Genomic DNA, 19,318 nt, shown 5'->3' on the forward strand with positions numbered 1-19,318 from the left:
GGTGATACCGTCAGAGTGATATTTCTCACTCGGCAGATACTCGCCGGAGACGGTGTTATCAAACCAGTTATAGAGCAACCAGCTGTCAACATAGGTTCCGGTTTTATCGGCTTCGTTCGCGTACCATGTGCCATATACACCCACGCTGTAGCCGTGGATTTGCCCACGCGAGTTGTACCCGGTCAGGCTGGAATGTGTATGACTCTTGCTGTTGGCATAGCCAGCCATTAAGCCGAGATGCCAGCGATCGAGTGCGTTACTGCTCCATTGCGCGAGATCGCCGCCCAGTTGCAGAACATAACGATTGCTCTGGGTGTTCAGTTCATCCGAACGATCTTTAAAGCGGTTATGTCCGCCAATGTTACGCATCCACAAGCTGGTCACTTTCTGCTCGCCGGTTAGCAGGTCGGTGTATTGTGTTTCCCCCAGACGGTCATGCAGCCGGGTATTAAACAGCGTATTTGCCGCCTGAATATTGGCCAGATAGCTACCAATTTCCGGGCGATACAGATGTTTTCGTTCTGGTTGTGGAACAGATGGCGTAACAGGCGGCTCCGGTGTCACAGGCGGTTCTGGTGTTACAGGGGGCTCTGGTGTTACAGGTGGCTCAGGGTCTGGTTCCGGGATGACGGGTAGTACCGGTGGGGTATACGGTCCTGCGGGAATTTCACTGGTTAAAAACCAGTTCTGGTTGTCGCTTTTTACCACGTTGTAGTCATAGGGACCGGCAACAATACGCCCCTCTTTACTGAAAACGCCCTCTGACAGGCCTTCAACCTCGACAATTTTTATCCCTTCCAGGGTATCCGCGCCCAGGCCGCCCGCATTGTTGACCATGATGCGGGTGCTACCGGAAGTATCCCCTTTTACGATGAGCTTATCCGTTGCGGAATTATCATCGCCTAATACAGTATGCATGACTAACAGGCCATCATCGGCGGTGTAGTTGCCGTTAATGGTCAGTGTGGTCGGTGTGAACTCGTGACCCTGTTCATACGAAGACAACGTTGATGTTCCAGCCAGCGTCAGTGTTTTTAACGCTTGCGAATAACCGTTTAAATCGAGATGCCCGTCGCTGTCGACAATATAATCGGAGTTGGGGCTGAAGGTATTCTCTTTACCTGCACGTAGGCTGCCTTTGGTTATATAGGTATTACCGGCATAGTTATTCGAGCCAGATAATGTGGTTGTCCCGGAACCTACCTGGTTAACCTGGCCGTTTCCCTGTATAGGTGAGGCCAGGAGAAAATCGGTACTGGAGTGATTAAAGTTAACTACCGACGTGGAGGAAGCATCTGCGGCTCCCAAATGAATAAATGGCGTATTAATCGAACCTGCAGGCTGTTCAGCCTCACCTTGTGCGCCACCAATATTTAAAACGCCTGTGGCGCCAGGGGCGAGAGTAACCCAGATAAACGAATTGGCATTGATTGTTGCACCATTATTAACGGTAAGGATACCAGTAGTATTAAAAGCAAAATCTGGGCTGAATCCACCAAGATAAACATATTCAGCATTCAATGCTGAATTTTTACCATCGACCAGAACCTCGCCATAACTATTACGATTTTTTGATACACCATTGGCTGGATAAGCATATCCAATAGCCACCTGAGCTGAGGTAGTGAGTGTACCGCCATTAGTAATACGTAAATTGCCGGTTCCCTGATCGCCAACGAGGGTAACATTAGAGGTGACTGACGAGTTTTCCCCATCAATAACCATCAACCCTTTGGCATCACCATAATACTCACCAATCCTTAGTTCTTGCAGGCCACTTATCTTACTGCCTTCTAATACATATACGGTGCCGGAACCTTCATTTGTACCCAAAAACAATTTGGAGGTAGGGGTATCAAATTGCCAGTTGGTATGGTCGGATAAAGTGAGGGAACCTTCAGCATTATTACCTACGGTAGCATTAGCAGTAATAAATGAAAGATTATCAATGAGTAATGAGCCATTAGAGTTTTGGCCTACATTCAAAGAAGTAAAATGATTCCATCCGGGATCGTAACCTTCAGAGGCAATAATTTTTGCTTCTTCTCCATTATTAATGATAACAACGCTATTTACATCTGTGGGTGGGGTTACGGCCAGGGATATGGGTGTAAATAATACCGTTGAAATGGCTATCGCCCGTGTCGATAAGCTGTTTTTTGCTAATTTCATATCACTCACTTTCATCCTTAAATTTAAATGGCGAAATGTTTTTTATTGCACTGTTTTTCTTCCTGAAACCTTGTAAGGCGTAAACATGCAAGTTGCTAAATAAGAATATGTGTAATATTAGATGTGATAAATTTATTAAAGTGTTAGTTGTTCATTACATTGATAGGTTTTAGTGGTTTGTAAATGGTGTAAATGAATTTTTTAATATTGTTATTAAAAATAATAGTGAATCATCTTAAGGTTAATGAGAAATAAAACGAATAATGTTTATAAGAATCAACGCAATAGATGATTTGGTTTTTTTTGTTCAGAAAAGTAATGTGGCTAGTGTAATTTTTATATTGAGTCTGTGGCAGGGTGAATATTTGAGATTTTTATAAAAAATAATTCATATAACACCAGTGATACTTGCAGTGAAAATTATTAACCAGAAGCACAAGAGTGATTCGCATTAAGAAAAATACAAATATATTCTCTTTTCCTATGGATTTTTCCTAAACGCTGAACTACTTATTAATCAACCCTGAATGATGACTGTTAGCTTCAGGGTATTGGCTTAATCAAACATCATGGAGTTCATTTATGAAAACTGGAACTAAGCTCTTAGTTGGTGCGTTAGCTTTTGTTGTCACAAATGTCTATGCCGCTGAATTGATGACCAAAGCAGAATTTGAAAAAGTTGAATCGCAATATGAAAAAATAGGTGATATTTCAACAAGTAATGAAATGTCGACCGCAGACGCGAAAGAAGATTTGATCAAAAAAGCGGATGAAAAAGGTGCTGATGTGTTGGTGCTGACCTCCGGTCAGACTGACAATAAGATCCACGGCACGGCGGATATTTATAAGAAGAAGTAATTCTGAACCCCATGTAAACATGCCCGATGCGTAAGTTTATCGGTGATCATTATCTATTGAAATTTATGCCGGATAAGGCGTTCGCGCCGCATCCGGCAATTTAATTTTTCAGCCGCCGCCAGAACGTCGTTCGGCTGACACCTAAATAATTCGCCGCAGCAGTTTTATCACCGTTAAATTTCTCCAGTGCCTGTTGTGGCGTCAGTAAGGGTGGGGCGGTCAATTTTGTCGATTCACGTGCCAGTTCCGGCAGTAGTTGCTGCAAAAATTGCGGCGTTAAATTTGGTGTTGGTTCCACGCTTAAAAACAGCGCCAGTCGCTCCATCATATTGCGCAGTTCTCGAATATTGCCCGGCCAGTTGTAGCGCAATAAAACCGCCTGGCTGGTGTTTAATCCCTGGCGTAATGCGGCAGAAAACGGGGCGGAGAGCGCCGCCAGAGATACTTTCAAAAAGCTTTCCGCCAGTGGCAGAATATCCGCCACCCGCTCGCGCAGTGGCGGTAGTTGCAGACGCAAAATACTCAGGCGATAAAATAGATCGCGGCGAAACCTTCCTTGCTGCATATCATCTTCCAGATTGCAGTGAGTAGCGCTAATGACCCGCACATCCACCGGAACAGGCTGATGCCCGCCGACGCGGGTGACCTCTTTTTCTTCCAGTACTCTTAACAGACGAGTCTGCAACGGCAGAGGCATTTCGCCTATCTCATCAAGAAATAGCGTGCCGCCGTGGGCGATTTCAAACAGTCCGGCGCGGCCTCCGCGTCGTGAGCCGGTAAACGCCCCTTCCTCATAGCCAAACAGCTCTGCTTCCAGCAGCGATTCGGCAATCGCCCCGCAGTTGACGGCAACAAACGGATGCGACTTTTTGCCCTGTCGCGCATCGTGGCGGGCAAAATATTCCCGATGAATTGCCTGGGCTGCCAGTTCTTTGCCCGTCCCCGTTTCCCCCTCAATCAACACCGCCGCACTGGAGCGGGCATACAGCAAAATAGTCTGCCGCACCTGCTCCAACTGTGGTGATTGACCGAGCATATCGCCCAGCACGTAACGAGTTCTCAGGGCGTTGCGGGTGGCATCGTGAGTGTTATGGCGTAACGACATGCGCGTCATATCCAGCGCATCGCTGAACGCCTGGCGCACGGTAGCGGCGGAATAGATAAAAATTCCGGTCATTCCGGCTTCTTCTGCCAGATCGGTAATCAGCCCCGCGCCGACCACCGCTTCGGTGCCGTTAGCTTTGAGCTCGTTAATCTGCCCGCGGGCGTCTTCTTCGGTAATGTAGCTACGTTGATCGAGGCGCAAATTAAACGTCTTTTGAAACGCGACCAGCGCCGGAATGGTTTCCTGATAAGTGACGACACCGATAGACGATGTCAGTTTTCCGGCTTTTGCCAGTGCCTGTAACACATCGTAGCCGCTCGGTTTAATCAAAATAACTGGCACTGACAGGCGGCTTTTCAGGTACGCGCCGTTAGAGCCTGCAGCGATGATGGCGTCGCAGCGTTCGTTTGCCAGTTTTTTGCGGATGTAGGTCACCGCTTTTTCAAAGCCAAGCTGGATAGGGGTAATGTTCGCCAGGTGATCGAATTCCAGGCTTATGTCGCGAAACAACTCGAACAGCCGCGTTACTGATACCGTCCAGATAACCGGTTTGTCGTCATTCAGCCGTGGTGGATGTGCCATAGCGCACCGCAAAGTTAAGAAACCGAATAGTGGGTTTAGTCTTGTTTCATAATTGTTGCAATGAAACGCGGTGAAACATTGCCTGAAACGTTAACTGAAACGCATATTTGCGGATTAATTCATGGGTTTATCTCTAACAAATTGAAATTAAGCATTTAATTTTATTCAGGCAATTGTGGCACACCCCTTGCTTTGTCTTTATCAACGTAAATAACAAGTTGATAACAAAGGATGGGCTATGTCTCTACACTCTCCAGGTAAAGCGTTTCGCGCTGCACTTACTAAAGAAAATCCATTGCAGATTGTCGGCACCATCAACGCTAACCATGCGCTGCTGGCGCAGCGTGCCGGATATCAGGCGATTTATCTCTCCGGCGGTGGTGTGGCGGCAGGGTCGCTGGGGCTGCCCGATCTCGGTATTTCTACTCTTGATGACGTGTTGACAGATATTCGCCGTATCACCGACGTCTGCTCACTGCCGCTGCTGGTTGATGCGGATATTGGTTTTGGATCTTCGGCTTTTAACGTGGCGCGCACTGTGAAATCGATGATTAAAGCCGGTGCGGCAGGATTGCATATTGAAGATCAGGTTGGCGCGAAACGTTGCGGTCATCGCCCGAACAAAGCGATCGTCTCGAAAGAGGAGATGGTGGATCGGATCCGTGCAGCGGTGGATGCGAAAACCGATCCTGATTTTGTGATCATGGCGCGCACCGATGCGCTGGCGGTAGAGGGGCTGGATGCGGCGATCGAGCGTGCGCAGGCCTATGTTGAAGCGGGTGCCGAGATGTTGTTCCCGGAGGCGATTACCGAACTCGCCATGTACCGTCAGTTTGCCGATGCGGTGCAGGTGCCAATCCTCGCCAATATTACCGAATTTGGTGCCACGCCGCTGTTTACTACCGACGAATTACGCAGCGCCCATGTTGCGATGGCGCTGTACCCACTTTCAGCATTCCGCGCCATGAACCGCGCCGCTGAACATGTCTACAACGTCCTGCGTCAGGAAGGCACGCAGAAAAGCGTCATCGACACCATGCAAACCCGCAACGAGCTGTACGAAAGCATCAACTACTACCAGTACGAAGAGAAGCTCGACGACTTGTTTGCCCGTAGCCAGGCGAAATAAAAAACGCCCGTTAGTTGTATTCGACAACCGATGCCTGATGCGCCGCTGACGCGACTTATCAGGCCTACGGGGTGTACTGAACTGTAGTTCGGATAAGACGCATGGCGTCGCATCCGACAACAATCTCGACCCTACAAATGATAACAATGACGAGGACAATATGAGCGACACAACGATCCTGCAAAACAGTACCCATGTCATTAAACCGAAAAAATCAGTGGCGCTTTCTGGCGTTCCGGCGGGCAATACGGCGCTCTGCACCGTGGGTAAAAGCGGCAACGACCTGCATTACCGCGGCTACGATATTCTTGACCTCGCGGAACATTGCGAATTCGAAGAAGTGGCGCATTTGCTGATCCACGGCAAACTGCCGACCCGTGACGAACTCGCCGCCTACAAAACAAAATTGAAAGCCCTGCGCGGTTTACCGGCTAACGTGCGTACTGTGCTGGAAGCCTTACCAGCGGCGTCGCATCCGATGGATGTCATGCGCACCGGCGTTTCCGCGCTCGGCTGCACGCTGCCGGAAAAAGAGGGGCACACCGTTTCCGGTGCGCGGGATATTGCCGACAAACTGCTGGCATCACTTAGCTCGATTCTTCTCTACTGGTATCACTACAGCCATAACGGCGAACGCATCCAGCCGGAAACCGATGACGACTCCATCGGCGGTCACTTCCTGCATCTGCTGCATGGCGAAAAGCCGTCGCAAAGCTGGGAAAAGGCGATGCATATTTCGCTGGTGCTGTACGCCGAACACGAGTTTAACGCCTCCACCTTTACCAGCCGGGTGATTGCGGGCACCGGCTCTGATATGTATTCCGCGATTATTGGCGCGATTGGTGCACTGCGCGGGCCGAAGCACGGCGGGGCGAATGAAGTGTCGCTGGAGATCCAGCAACGCTACGAAACGCCGGACGAAGCCGAAGCCGATATCCGCAAGCGGGTGGAAAACAAAGAAGTGGTCATTGGTTTTGGTCATCCGGTTTATACCATCGCCGACCCGCGCCACCAGGTGATCAAACGTGTGGCGAAGCAGCTTTCGCAGGAAGGCGGCTCGCTGAAGATGTACAACATCGCCGATCGCCTGGAAACGGTGATGTGGGAGAGCAAAAAGATGTTCCCCAATCTCGACTGGTTCTCCGCTGTTTCCTACAACATGATGGGCGTTCCCACCGAGATGTTCACACCACTGTTTGTTATCGCCCGCGTCACCGGCTGGGCGGCGCACATTATCGAACAACGTCAGGACAACAAAATTATCCGTCCTTCCGCCAATTATGTTGGACCGGAAGACCGCCAGTTTGTCGCGCTGGATAAGCGCCAGTAAGAAGAACGGCGCAGGAGATAACAGCGCGCACAATCCGCCCGTTAGGGTTAGGGGAAAGGCCAGCTCAGGTGCGGGCATGTACCCTCACCCCGATCCTCTCCATGGAAGGGTGAGGGGAAAAGCGCGCTCCATTTGACCGAGTGCACAGACAGTCCCCTCGCCCCTTTGGGGAGAGGGTTAGGGTGAGGGGAAGGGCCTGCTCAGAAGCAAACACTCATCTCTTGATAACAGAGTAAAAAAACACTTTAACTTTATAAAAAATCCGAAGGAAACGTACCCAATGTCAGCTCAAATCAACAACATCCGCCCGGAATTTGATCGTGAAATCGTTGATATCGTCGATTACGTCATGAACTACGAAATCAGTTCCAGAGTGGCCTACGACACCGCCCATTACTGCCTGCTCGACACGCTCGGCTGCGGTCTGGAAGCTCTCGAATACCCGGCCTGTAAAAAACTGCTGGGGCCAATTGTCCCCGGCACCGTCGTACCTAACGGCGTGCGCGTCCCCGGAACTCAGTTCCAGCTCGACCCCGTCCAGGCGGCATTTAACATCGGCGCGATGATCCGTTGGCTCGATTTCAACGATACCTGGCTGGCGGCGGAGTGGGGGCATCCTTCCGACAACCTCGGCGGCATTCTGGCAACGGCGGACTGGCTTTCACGCAACGCGGTCGCCAGCGGCAAAGCGCCGTTGACCATGAAACAGGTGCTGACCGGAATGATTAAAGCTCATGAAATTCAGGGCTGCATCGCGCTGGAAAACTCCTTTAACCGCGTTGGCCTCGACCACGTTCTGTTAGTGAAAGTGGCTTCCACCGCCGTGGTCGCCGAAATGCTTGGCCTGACCCGCGAGGAAATTCTCAACGCCGTTTCGCTGGCGTGGGTGGACGGTCAGTCGCTGCGCACCTATCGCCATGCGCCGAACACCGGCACGCGTAAATCCTGGGCGGCGGGCGATGCCACTTCCCGCGCGGTACGTCTGGCACTGATGGCGAAAACGGGCGAAATGGGTTACCCGTCAGCCCTGACTGCGCCGGTGTGGGGCTTCTACGACGTCTCCTTCAAAGGTGAATCGTTCCGCTTCCAGCGCCCGTACGGTTCTTACGTCATGGAAAATGTGCTGTTCAAAATCTCCTTCCCGGCGGAGTTCCACTCCCAGACGGCAGTTGAAGCGGCGATGACGCTCTATGAACAGATGCAAGCAGCAGGCAAAACGGCGGCGGATATCGAAAAAGTGACCATTCGCACCCACGAAGCCTGTATTCGCATCATCGACAAAAAAGGGCCGCTCAATAACCCGGCTGACCGCGACCACTGCATTCAATACATGGTGGCGATCCCGCTGTTGTTCGGGCGCTTAACGGCGGCAGATTACGAGGACAACGTTGCGCAAGATAAACGCATCGACGCCCTGCGCGAGAAGATCAATTGCTTTGAAGATCCGACGTTTACCGCTGACTACCACGACCCGGAAAAACGCGCCATCGCCAATGCCGTTACTCTTGAGTTCACTGACGGTACGCGCTTTGAAGAAGTGGTGGTGGAGTACCCCATTGGTCATGCTCGCCGCCGTCAGGATGGCATTCCGAAGCTGGTAGATAAATTCAAAATCAACCTCGCGCGCCAGTTCCCGACTCGCCAACAGCAGCGCATTCTGGAGGTTTCTCTCGACAGAACTCGCCTGGAACAGATGCCGGTCAATGAGTATCTCGACCTGTACGTCATTTAAGCAAACAGCGGTAAGGCGTAAGTTCAACAGGAGAGCATTATGTCTTTTAGCGAATTTTATCAGCGTTCGATTAACGAACCGGAGCAGTTCTGGGCCGAGCAGGCCCGGCGTATTGACTGGCAGACGCCCTTTACGCAAACGCTCGATCACAGCAATCCGCCGTTTGCCCGTTGGTTTTGTGAAGGCCGAACCAACTTGTGTCACAACGCTATCGATCGCTGGCTGGAGAAACAGCCAGAGGCGCTGGCGCTGATTGCCGTCTCTTCGGAAACAGAAGAAGAGCGCACCTTTACCTTTCGTCAGCTGCATGACGAAGTGAACGCGGTGGCCTCAATGTTGCGTTCATTGGGCGTGCAGCGTGGCGATCGGGTGCTGGTGTATATGCCGATGATTGCCGAAGCGCATATTACCCTGCTGGCCTGCGCGCGCATTGGTGCTATTCACTCGGTGGTATTTGGTGGTTTTGCCTCTCATAGCGTGGCGGCGCGAATTGATGATGCTAAACCGGTGCTGATTGTCTCGGCAGATGCCGGAGCGCGCGGTGGCAAAATCATTCCCTATAAAAAATTGCTCGACGATGCGATAAGTCAGGCGCAGCACCAGCCGCGCCATGTTTTGCTGGTGGATCGCGGGCTGGCGAAAATGGCGCGCGTCAGCGGGCGGGATGTCGATTTCGCGTCGTTGCGCCATCAACACATCGGCGCGCGGGTACCGGTGGCGTGGCTGGAATCCAACGAAACCTCCTGCATTCTCTACACCTCCGGCACGACCGGCAAACCTAAAGGCGTGCAGCGTGACGTCGGCGGATATGCGGTGGCGCTGGCGACCTCGATGGACACCATTTTTGGCGGCAAAGCGGGCGGCGTGTTCTTTTGCGCGTCGGATATCGGCTGGGTGGTGGGGCATTCGTATATCGTCTACGCGCCGCTGCTGGCGGGGATGGCGACTATCGTTTACGAAGGATTGCCGACCTGGCCGGACTGCGGCGTGTGGTGGAAAATCGTCGAGAAATATCAGGTTAGCCGGATGTTCTCAGCGCCGACCGCCATTCGCGTGCTGAAAAAATTCCCTACCGCTGAAATTCGCAAACACGATCTCTCGTCGCTGGAAGTGCTCTATCTGGCTGGAGAACCGCTGGACGAGCCGACCGCCAGTTGGGTGAGCAATACGCTGGATGTGCCGGTCATCGACAACTACTGGCAGACCGAATCCGGCTGGCCGATTATGGCGATTGCTCGCGGTCTGGACGACAGGCCGACGCGTCTGGGAAGCCCCGGCGTGCCGATGTATGGCTATAACGTGCAGTTGCTTAATGAAGTCACCGGCGAACCGTGTGGCGTCAACGAGAAAGGGATGCTGGTGGTGGAAGGGCCGCTGCCGCCGGGGTGTATTCAGACCATCTGGGGCGATGACGACCGCTTTGTGAAGACGTACTGGTCGCTGTTTTCCCGTCCGGTGTACGCCACTTTTGACTGGGGTATCCGCGATGCTGACGGTTATCACTTTATTCTCGGGCGCACTGACGATGTGATTAACGTTGCCGGGCATCGGCTGGGGACGCGCGAGATTGAAGAGAGTATCTCCAGTCATCCGGGCGTTGCCGAAGTGGCGGTGGTTGGGGTGAAAGATGCGCTGAAAGGGCAGGTGGCGGTGGCGTTTGTCATTCCGAAAGAGAGCGACAGTCTGGAAGATCGTGATGTGGCGCATTCGCAAGAGAAGGCGATTATGGCGCTGGTGGACAGCCAGATTGGCAACTTTGGCCGCCCGGCGCACGTCTGGTTTGGCTCGCAATTGCCGAAAACGCGATCCGGAAAAATGCTGCGCCGCACGATCCAGGCGATTTGCGAAGGACGCGATCCTGGGGATCTGACGACCATTGATGATCCTGCGTCGTTGGATCAGATCCGCCAGGCGATGGAAGAGTAAGGTATTGTCGGATGTGTCGTGTGGCGCATCCGACAGTTGTGCGCCGATGCCTGATGCGACGCTGGCGCGTCTTATCATGCCTACAGGCCTGAACCGTAGGTCGGATAAGGCGCTCGCGCCGCATCCGACACCATGCGCCGATGCCTGATGCGACGCAGGCGCGTCTTCTCATGACTACAGGCCTGAACCGTAGGTCGGATAAGGCGCTCGCGGCGCATCCGACACCATGCGCCGATGCCTGATACGACGCTGGCGCGTCTTATCATGCCTACCCACTGTTTTTACACCGATAATTTTTCCCCCACCTTTTTGCACTCATTCATATAAAAAATATATTTCCCCACGGAAACGATTGCTTTTTATCTTCAGATGAATAGAATGCGGCGGATTTTTTGGGTTTCAAACAGCAAAAAGGGGGAATTTCGTGTCGCAAGATAACAACTTTAGCCAGGGGCCAGTCCCGCAGTCGGCGCGGAAAGGGGTATTGGCATTGACGTTCGTCATGCTGGGATTAACCTTCTTTTCCGCCAGTATGTGGACCGGCGGCACTCTCGGAACCGGTCTTAGCTATCATGATTTCTTCCTCGCAGTTCTCATCGGTAATCTTCTCCTCGGTATTTACACTTCATTTCTCGGTTACATTGGCGCAAAAACCGGCCTGACCACCCATCTTCTTGCTCGCTTCTCGTTTGGTGTTAAAGGCTCATGGCTGCCTTCACTGCTGCTGGGCGGCACTCAGGTTGGCTGGTTTGGCGTTGGCGTGGCGATGTTTGCTATTCCGGTGGGTAAGGCAACCGGGCTGGATATTAATTTGCTGATTGCCGTTTCCGGTTTACTGATGACCGTCACCGTCTTCTTTGGCATTTCGGCGCTGACAGTTCTTTCGGTGATTGCGGTTCCGGCGATCGCCTGTCTTGGCGGTTATTCCGTGTGGCTGGCCGTTAACGGCATGGGCGGCCTGGACGCCTTAAAAGCGGTCGTTCCCGCACAACCGTTAGATTTCAATGTCGCGCTGGCGCTGGTTGTGGGGTCATTTATCAGTGCGGGCACGCTCACCGCTGACTTTGTCCGCTTTGGTCGCAATGCCAAACTGGCGGTGCTGGTGGCGATGGTGGCCTTTTTCCTCGGCAACTCGTTGATGTTTATTTTCGGTGCAGCGGGCGCTGCGGCACTGGGGATGGCAGATATCTCTGATGTGATGATTGCTCAGGGCCTGCTGCTGCCTGCGATTGTGGTGCTGGGGCTGAATATCTGGACCACCAACGATAACGCGCTCTATGCGTCGGGTTTAGGTTTCGCCAACATTACCGGTATGTCGAGCAAAACCCTTTCGGTAATCAACGGTATTATCGGTACGGTCTGTGCATTATGGCTGTATAACAATTTTGTCGGCTGGTTGACCTTCCTTTCGGCAGCTATTCCTCCAGTGGGTGGCGTGATCATTGCCGACTATCTGATGAACCGTCGCCGCTATGAGCACTTTGCGACCACGCGTATGATGAGTGTCAATTGGGTGGCGATTCTGGCGGTCGCCTTGGGGATTGCTGCAGGCCACTGGTTACCGGGAATTGTTCCGGTCAACGCGGTATTAGGTGGCGCGCTGAGCTATCTGATCCTTAACCCGATTTTGAATCGTAAAACGACAGCAGCAATGACGCATGTGGAGGCTAACAGTGTCGAATAACGCTTTACAAACAATTATTAACGCCCGGTTACCAGGCAAAGAGGGGCTGTGGCAGATTCATCTGCAGGACGGAAAAATCAGCGCCATTGATGCGCAATCCGGCGTGATGCCCATAACTGAAAACAGCCTGGATGCCGAACAAGGTTTAGTTATACCGCCGTTTGTGGAGCCGCATATTCACCTGGACACCACGCAAACCGCCGGACAACCGAACTGGAATCAGTCCGGCACGCTGTTTGAAGGTATTGAACGCTGGGCCGAGCGCAAAGCGTTATTAACCCATGACGATGTGAAACAACGCGCATGGCAAACGCTGAAATGGCAGATTGCCAACGGCATTCAGCATGTGCGTACCCATGTCGATGTTTCGGATGCAACGCTAACTGCGCTGAAAGCAATGCTGGAAGTGAAGCAGGAAGTCGCGCCGTGGATTGATCTGCAAATCGTCGCCTTCCCGCAGGAAGGGATTTTGTCGTATCCCAACGGTGAAGCGTTGCTGGAAGAGGCGCTACGCTTAGGGGCAGATGTAGTGGGGGCGATTCCGCATTTTGAATTTACCCGTGAATACGGCGTGGAGTCGCTGCATAAAACCTTCGCCCTGGCGCAAAAATACGACCGTCTCATCGACGTTCACTGTGATGAGATCGATGACGAGCAGTCGCGCTTTGTCGAAACCGTTGCTGCCCTGGCGCACCGTGAAGGCATGGGCGCGCGAGTCACCGCCAGCCACACCACGGCAATGCACTCCTATAACGGGGCGTATACCTCACGCCTGTTCCGCTTGCTGAAAATGTCCGGTATTAACTTTGTCGCCAACCCGCTGGTCAATATTCATCTGCAAGGACGTTTCGATACGTATCCAAAACGTCGCGGCATCACGCGCGTTAAAGAGATGCTGGAGTCCGGCATTAACGTCTGCTTTGGTCACGATGATGTCTTCGATCCGTGGTATCCGCTGGGAACGGCGAATATGCTGCAAGTGCTGCATATGGGGCTGCATGTTTGCCAGCTGATGGGCTATGGGCAGATTAACGATGGCCTGAATTTAATCACCCACCACAGCGCCAGGACGTTGAATTTGCAGGATTACGGCATTGCCGCCGGAAACAGCGCCAACCTGATTATCCTGCCGGCTGAAAATGGATTTGATGCGCTGCGCCGTCAGGTTCCGGTACGTTATTCGGTACGTGGCGGCAAGGTGATTGCCAGCACACAACCGGCACAAACCACCGTATATCTGGAGCAGCCGGAAGCCATCGATTACAAACGGTGATCGGCTGGGCTGTGTGTTGACAAAGCGAGCGTAGTTTATGCCGGATGCGGCTTGAACGCCTTATCAGGCCTACGTAGAGCACTGAACTCGTAGGCCTGATAAGCGTAACGCATCAGGCAATTGTGTCAGTGGTTACCGCGATTCATTCTCGCCAACATCCGCACATTCCTCCAACGCCATGTGCAAAAATGCCTTCGCGGCGGCTGTCTGCCAGCTATTTTTCCGCCGCAACAAAACCGCCGTTCTCTCCAGTAGTGGCGGGGCAAGAGGAATCGCTTTAAGCCCGTCATGTTGTGTGGCAATCGCTGCTGGTAACAATGTGGAAAGGGAAGTGCGGCGAATCAGCTCCAGAACCGCGCTAATTGAGTTCGCCTCAATGACCACCTGTGGATGCAGCCCCGCTTTCTCGCAGTAGTGGTCAATCTGCTCTCTGGTGGCAAATTCCGCGCTGAGCAGGACCAGTTTTTCATCATGCAAGCGACTCAACGCCACCTGTTCACAGGCAGCCAGCGGATGATGTTGCGCCACGACTAACGCTAAACTTTCTGTCAGTAAAGGAATTGCCTCCAGCTCCGGCGAATGCACAGGCGCGAAGGCAATCCCAACGTCCAACTCGTCGCGGCAAAGCATATCCTCGATTTTCTCCTGCGACATTTCCTGTAGCCGGAGTGTGATGCCGGGATAACGCGCATAGAAATCTGCCATTAAAGGGCCGATAAAGTAGCTCGTAAAGGTGGGGGTGACGGCGATACGCAGCGATCCTCGCGTCAGATCGGCAACATCATGAATCGCCCGTTTACCCGCCCCCAGTTCCTGTAACGCCCGGCTGGCGTACTGTCGCCAGACTTCTCCTGCATCAGTGAGATGAATCGTTCGCCCGCTACGGTCAAACAGCGGCACGCCTAAACTCTCCTCTAACTGGCGAATCTGCTGGGAAAGCGCAGGCTGAGAGACGTGCAACGCACTGGCGGCACGGGTGAAGCTGCCATGTTCAGCCACGGCAAGAAAATAATTGATATGTCGAGAGAGCATTCGCCAACCTATAAGTAAATCCAATAGAACTCATCATAAATGAGACTTTTACCTTATGACAATCGGCGAGTAGTCTGCCTCTCATTCCAGAGACAGACAGAGGTTAACGGTGAAAGAGATTATTGATGGATTCCTTAAATTCCAGCGCGAGGCATTTCCGAAGCGGGAAGCCTTATTTAAACAGCTGGCGACACAGCAAAGCCCGCGCACCCTTTTTATCTCCTGCTCCGACAGCCGTCTGGTCCCTGAGCTGGTGACGCAACGTGAGCCTGGCGATCTGTTCGTTATTCGCAACGCAGGTAATATCGTCCCTTCCTACGGGCCGGAACCCGGTGGCGTTTCTGCTTCGGTGGAGTATGCCGTCGCTGCGCTTCGGGTATCTGACATTGTGATTTGCGGTCATTCCAACTGTGGCGCGATGACCTCCATTGCCAGCTGTCAGTGCATGGACCATATGCCTGCCGTCTCCCACTGGCTGCGTTATGCCGATTCAGCCCGCGTCGTTAATGAGGCGCGCCCGCATCCCGATTTACCGTCAAAAGCTGCGGCGATGGTACGTGAAAACGTCATTGCTCAGTTGGCTAATTTGCAAACTCATCCATCGGTGCGCCTGGCGCTCGAAGAGGGGCGGATCGCCCTGCACGGCTGGGTCTACGACATTGAAAGCGGCAGCATCGCAGCGTTTGACGGCGCAACCCGCCAGTTTGTGCCACTGGCAGCTAATCCTCGCGTTTGTGCCATACCGCTACGCCAACCGACCGCAGCGTAACCTTATTTTTAAACCATCAGGAGATGCACCATGATTCAGTCGCAAATTAACCGCAATATTCGTCTTGATCTTGCCGATGCCATTTTGCTCAGCAAAGCTAAAAAAGATCTCTCATTTGCCGAGATTGCCGACGGCACCGGGCTGGCAGAAGCCTTTGTGACCGCGGCTTTGCTGGGTCAGCAGGCGCTTCCTGCCGACGCCGCCCGCCAGGTCGGGGCGAAGCTGGATCTAGACGAAGACGCCATTCTACTGTTACAGATGATCCCACTGCGTGGCTGCATTGATGACCGTATTCCAACCGACCCAACGATGTATCGTTTCTATGAAATGTTGCAGGTGTACGGCACAACCCTGAAAGCGTTGGTTCATGAGAAGTTTGGCGATGGCATTATCAGCGCGATTAACTTCAAACTCGACGTTAAGAAAGTGGCGGACCCGGAAGGTGGCGAACGTGCGGTCATCACCTTAGATGGTAAATATCTGCCGACCAAACCGTTCTGACAGCCATGCGTAACCATCAAAAGACGTTCACGATGCTGCTGGTTCTGGTGCTGATTGGTCTTAATATGCGACCACTGCTCACCTCCGTCGGGCCACTGCTACCGCAATTGCGCCAGGCAAGCGGAATGAGCTTTAGCGTGGCTGCCCTGTTGACCGCTCTGCCGGTGGTTACCATGGGCGGGCTGGCGCTGGCCGGAAGCTGGCTTCATCAGCATGTCAGCGAACGTCGCAGCGTCGCCATCAGTTTGTTACTGATTGCCGTCGGTGCATTGATGCGTGAGCTTTACCCCCAAAGTGCGCTGCTGCTTAGCAGCGCACTGCTCGGTGGGGTGGGGATCGGCATCATTCAGGCGGTGATGCCTTCGGTGATTAAACGGCGGTTTCAGCAGCGCACGCCACTGGTGATGGGGCTGTGGTCCGCGGCTCTGATGGGCGGCGGTGGGCTTGGTGCCGCCCTGACACCCTGGTTAGTTCAACATAGCGAAACCTGGTATCAAACACTCGCCTGGTGGGCGCTGCCTGCCGTTGTTGCGCTCTTTGCCTGGTGGTGGCAAAGCACCCGCGAGGTCGCCACTTCCCACAAGACAACAACCACTCCGGTTCGCGTGGTTTTCACTCCTCGCGCGTGGACGCTGGGTGTTTACTTCGGTCTGATTAACGGTGGTTACGCCAGCCTGATTGCCTGGTTACCCGCTTTCTATATTGAGATTGGTGCCAGCGCGCAGTACAGCGGTTCCTTGCTGGCATTGATGACGCTTGGGCAAGCCGCAGGAGCTTTGCTGATGCCTGCTATGGCTCGCCATCAGGATCGGCGCAAACTTTTGCTGTTGGCACTGGCGTTACAACTGGTGGGTTTCTGCGGCTTTATCTGGCTGCCGCTGCAATTGCCGGTATTGTGGGCGATGGTGTGTGGGTTAGGTCTGGGCGGCGCGTTTCCGCTCTGTTTGCTGCTGGCGCTCGATCACTCTGCGCAACCGGCTATTGCTGGCAAGCTGGTGGCGTTTATGCAGGGGATCGGTTTTATCATCGCCGGGCTTGCCCCGTGGTTTTCTGGTGTGCTGCGTAGTATCAGCGGCAATTACCTGATGGACTGGGCATTTCATACGCTGTGCGTCGTTGGGCTGATGATCATAACCCTGCGCTTTGCACCAGCACGTTTTCCGCAGCTGTGGGTCAAAGAGGCATGATGCGACGCTTGTTCCTGCGTTTTGTTCATGCCGAATGCGGCTAACGTAGATCACTGAATTTGTAGGCCTGATAAGCGAAGCGCATCAGGCAATTTTGCTAATTTAAACTGAAGACTCAACTTTATAATCTCTGAAATAATATTGCTTATCCCGGTCGTTTATTTCGCGAATAACCCGGCAAGGAACGCCAGCAGCCACGACGTTTGGTGGAATGTCTTTTATGACGACACTACCCGCGCCAATAACAGAATTATCCCCGATGGTGACGCCTGGATTAATGACCACATGACTTCCAATCCAGACATTATTGCCAATCGTTATCGGAAAAGAGTACATCTCTCCGTTTTTTCTTAATTCATGGTGTACAGGGTGCCCGGTAACGGAAAGAGTAACGTTGGGTGCAATCAGTACGTTATCACCGATCGTTACCGTGTAATCATCGACGATGGTTAAATTGAAATTTGCATAAAAATTGCGGCCTATATGGATGTTGGAACCGTAAGAGAAATAGACAGGCGGTTCTACCCAGGCGTTTTCCCCTACCGTGGCAAACATTTCTTTAATCAGGCTTTCTCTTTTTTCAACTTCTGATGGATGCGAGTGATTAAACTCATACATTAACGTTTTCCCACGAAGTCTTTTTTCCGGTAAGCCTTCGCACATATCGGTAAATAGCTTGCCTGCTTTTATTCTTTCTGTCATCGACATGTTCATTGCGATCATTCCGTCCTGATATGTTGGTCGGATAAGGCGCTCGCGCCGCATCCGACATTGATTGCTTAAGCGACTTCATTCACCTGACGACGCAGCAGGGAAAGCGGGCCGGGGCCGCTAAGCGTGAACACGGAAATTAAGGTGAAGCCCAGCGCCACCAGACCCAGCACCAGATAAGCGCCCTGGAAACCGATGCTTTCATACATATTGCCCGCCAGTACAGACATAAAAATCATCGCCAGTTGCTTAAAGAAGCAGAAACAGACCAGATAAATCGTCGCTGAAAAACGCACTTCAAACTGGCTGGTAATATATTTAAAGCAGCCCACCAGCAGGAACGGTACTTCAAACATATGCAGCGTTTTCAGAATAACCACTTCCAGCGCTGAGGTGGCGAACGATGAGCCGATAATACGTACTGACATAATAGTGCCAGCCAGCAGCAGGGCGTTTTTCCCACCGATGCGGTTAATGATCAGTGGCGCAAAGAACATAATCGAGGCGTTAAGTAATTCGCCCATTGTCGTTACGTAGCCAAATACCCGCGTACCCTGTTCACCGGTAGCAAAGAACGAAGTAAAGAAATTAGCAAACTGTTGGTCAAAAACATCGTAGGTGCAGGAAACGCCAATAACATACAGTGACAAAAACCACAGTTTTGGCTGTCTGAACAGTTCCAGCGCCAGCTTAAGGCTAAATGCCGAATGGTTGGCACCTACCGCATTGGCAACCGTGGCAGAAGAGGGCGCATCCGTTTTGGCGAAAAAGAGTAAAACGGCGAGGATGAGTGCACAGCCAGAACCCAGCCAGAAAACGAACTGATTATTGATGGTGAACATGATGCCGACAATCGAGGCACACAACGCCCAGCCAACGCAGCCAAACATCCGCGCGCGACCAAATTCGAAATTACTGCGACGGCTGACTTTCTCGATAAATGCCTCTACTGCTGGCGCACCGGCGTTAAAACAGAAACCAAGATAAATACCACCAACAATCGACCCTACTAAAATGTTGTACTGTAACATCGGGCCGAAGATAAAAATAAAGAACGGCGCAAACATCACTAACATGCCGGTAATAATCCACAGCAGGTATTTGCGCAGCCCGAGTTTGTCAGAAAGCAGACCAAACAGCGGTTGGAATAATAGCGAGAACAGAGAAATAGCGGCAAAAATAATACCCGTATCACTTTTGCTGATATGGTTGATGTCATGTAGCCAAATCGGGAAAAACGGGAAGTAGGCTCCCATGATAAAAAAGTAAAAGAAAAAGAATAAACCGAACATCCAAAAGTTTGTGTTTTTTAAATAGTACATAATGG

The 19,318-nt window shown here is 52.2% G+C and carries 15 protein-coding genes; 10 read left to right on the forward strand and 5 right to left on the reverse strand.

The annotated features are described in order from the left end of the window. Positions 1-2,172, reverse strand: a 2,172-nt coding sequence (locus tag D9742_RS21395) for an autotransporter outer membrane beta-barrel domain-containing protein (protein WP_240780527.1), incomplete at its 3' end; no start/stop codon positions are given. Positions 2,173-2,754: 582 nt separating this feature from the next. On the opposite strand from D9742_RS21395, the gene yahO reads away from it, so the two are divergent. Continuing rightward, positions 2,755-3,030 (forward strand): DUF1471 family periplasmic protein YahO, encoded by a 276-nt coding sequence (gene yahO, locus D9742_RS21400; protein ID WP_130238184.1) that lies wholly within the window; start codon positions 2,755-2,757, stop codon positions 3,028-3,030. A gap of 100 nt (positions 3,031-3,130) precedes the next feature. Here the strand turns inward: yahO and prpR are convergent, their stop codons facing one another. Beyond that, positions 3,131-4,717, reverse strand: coding sequence for a propionate catabolism operon regulatory protein PrpR (gene prpR / locus D9742_RS21405; RefSeq protein ID WP_130238185.1), 1,587 nt, complete (start codon positions 4,715-4,717; stop codon positions 3,131-3,133). Positions 4,718-4,955: 238 nt separating this feature from the next. On the opposite strand from prpR, the gene prpB reads away from it, so the two are divergent. The 6 genes from prpB to codA all read left to right on the forward strand — a co-directional run bounded on the left by prpB (position 4,956) and on the right by codA (position 13,791). Continuing rightward, the gene (prpB, locus tag D9742_RS21410) at positions 4,956-5,846 is read left to right on the forward strand and encodes a methylisocitrate lyase (protein ID WP_000052204.1); all 891 of its coding nucleotides are present in this window, start codon (positions 4,956-4,958) and stop codon (positions 5,844-5,846) included. A gap of 160 nt (positions 5,847-6,006) precedes the next feature. Then, positions 6,007-7,176 carry a 2-methylcitrate synthase gene (gene prpC, locus D9742_RS21415; protein ID WP_001285909.1) on the forward strand — a complete coding sequence of 390 codons (1,170 nt, stop codon included), beginning with the start codon at positions 6,007-6,009 and terminating at the stop codon, positions 7,174-7,176. Positions 7,177-7,456: 280 nt separating this feature from the next. Next, positions 7,457-8,908 (forward strand): 2-methylcitrate dehydratase, encoded by a 1,452-nt coding sequence (prpD, locus tag D9742_RS21420; protein ID WP_130238186.1) that lies wholly within the window; start codon positions 7,457-7,459, stop codon positions 8,906-8,908. Between the two features lie 39 nt (positions 8,909-8,947). Further along, positions 8,948-10,834 (forward strand): propionate--CoA ligase, encoded by a 1,887-nt coding sequence (gene prpE / locus D9742_RS21425; RefSeq protein WP_130238187.1) that lies wholly within the window; start codon positions 8,948-8,950, stop codon positions 10,832-10,834. A gap of 424 nt (positions 10,835-11,258) precedes the next feature. Then, positions 11,259-12,518, forward strand: coding sequence for a cytosine permease (codB, locus tag D9742_RS21430; protein ID WP_000076233.1), 1,260 nt, complete (start codon positions 11,259-11,261; stop codon positions 12,516-12,518). Further along, on the forward strand, positions 12,508-13,791 hold the full coding sequence (gene codA, locus D9742_RS21435; protein ID WP_001299008.1) for a cytosine/isoguanine deaminase: 1,284 nt from the start codon (positions 12,508-12,510) through the stop codon (positions 13,789-13,791). The genes codB and codA overlap by 11 nt, the downstream gene beginning before the upstream one ends. Before the next feature lie 132 nt (positions 13,792-13,923). On the opposite strand, the gene cynR is transcribed toward codA, so the two are convergent. Beyond that, positions 13,924-14,823 (reverse strand): transcriptional regulator CynR, encoded by a 900-nt coding sequence (gene cynR, locus D9742_RS21440; protein WP_130238197.1) that lies wholly within the window; start codon positions 14,821-14,823, stop codon positions 13,924-13,926. A 109-nt stretch (positions 14,824-14,932) separates the two neighbouring features. Between cynR and cynT the strand changes: the two genes are divergently transcribed. From cynT to cynX, 3 genes are read left to right on the forward strand one after another with little or no spacing between them, the layout of a single operon-like run. After that, a complete protein-coding gene (gene cynT / locus D9742_RS21445) occupies positions 14,933-15,592 on the forward strand; it encodes a carbonic anhydrase CynT (protein WP_001521957.1) in 660 nt (219 codons plus the stop codon). Between the two features lie 30 nt (positions 15,593-15,622). After that, positions 15,623-16,093 (forward strand): cyanase, encoded by a 471-nt coding sequence (gene cynS / locus D9742_RS21450; RefSeq protein WP_000616247.1) that lies wholly within the window; start codon positions 15,623-15,625, stop codon positions 16,091-16,093. Positions 16,094-16,098: 5 nt separating this feature from the next. Then, on the forward strand, positions 16,099-17,280 hold the full coding sequence (gene cynX / locus D9742_RS21455) for a cyanate transporter CynX (protein ID WP_130238188.1): 1,182 nt from the start codon (positions 16,099-16,101) through the stop codon (positions 17,278-17,280). 102 nt (positions 17,281-17,382) lie between these two features. Here cynX and lacA read toward each other — a convergent pair whose 3' ends face one another. After that, complete coding sequence (gene lacA / locus D9742_RS21460) at positions 17,383-17,994, reverse strand: galactoside O-acetyltransferase (RefSeq protein ID WP_087934782.1); 612 nt, start codon at positions 17,992-17,994, stop codon at positions 17,383-17,385. Between the two features lie 65 nt (positions 17,995-18,059). Next, on the reverse strand, positions 18,060-19,313 hold the full coding sequence (lacY, locus tag D9742_RS21465; protein ID WP_130238189.1) for a lactose permease: 1,254 nt from the start codon (positions 19,311-19,313) through the stop codon (positions 18,060-18,062). Between the last annotated feature and the right edge of the window lie 5 nt (positions 19,314-19,318).

Origin of the sequence: Escherichia sp. E1V33 (assembly GCF_004211955.1) — a bacterium.
Classification (GTDB): domain Bacteria; phylum Pseudomonadota; class Gammaproteobacteria; order Enterobacterales; family Enterobacteriaceae; genus Escherichia.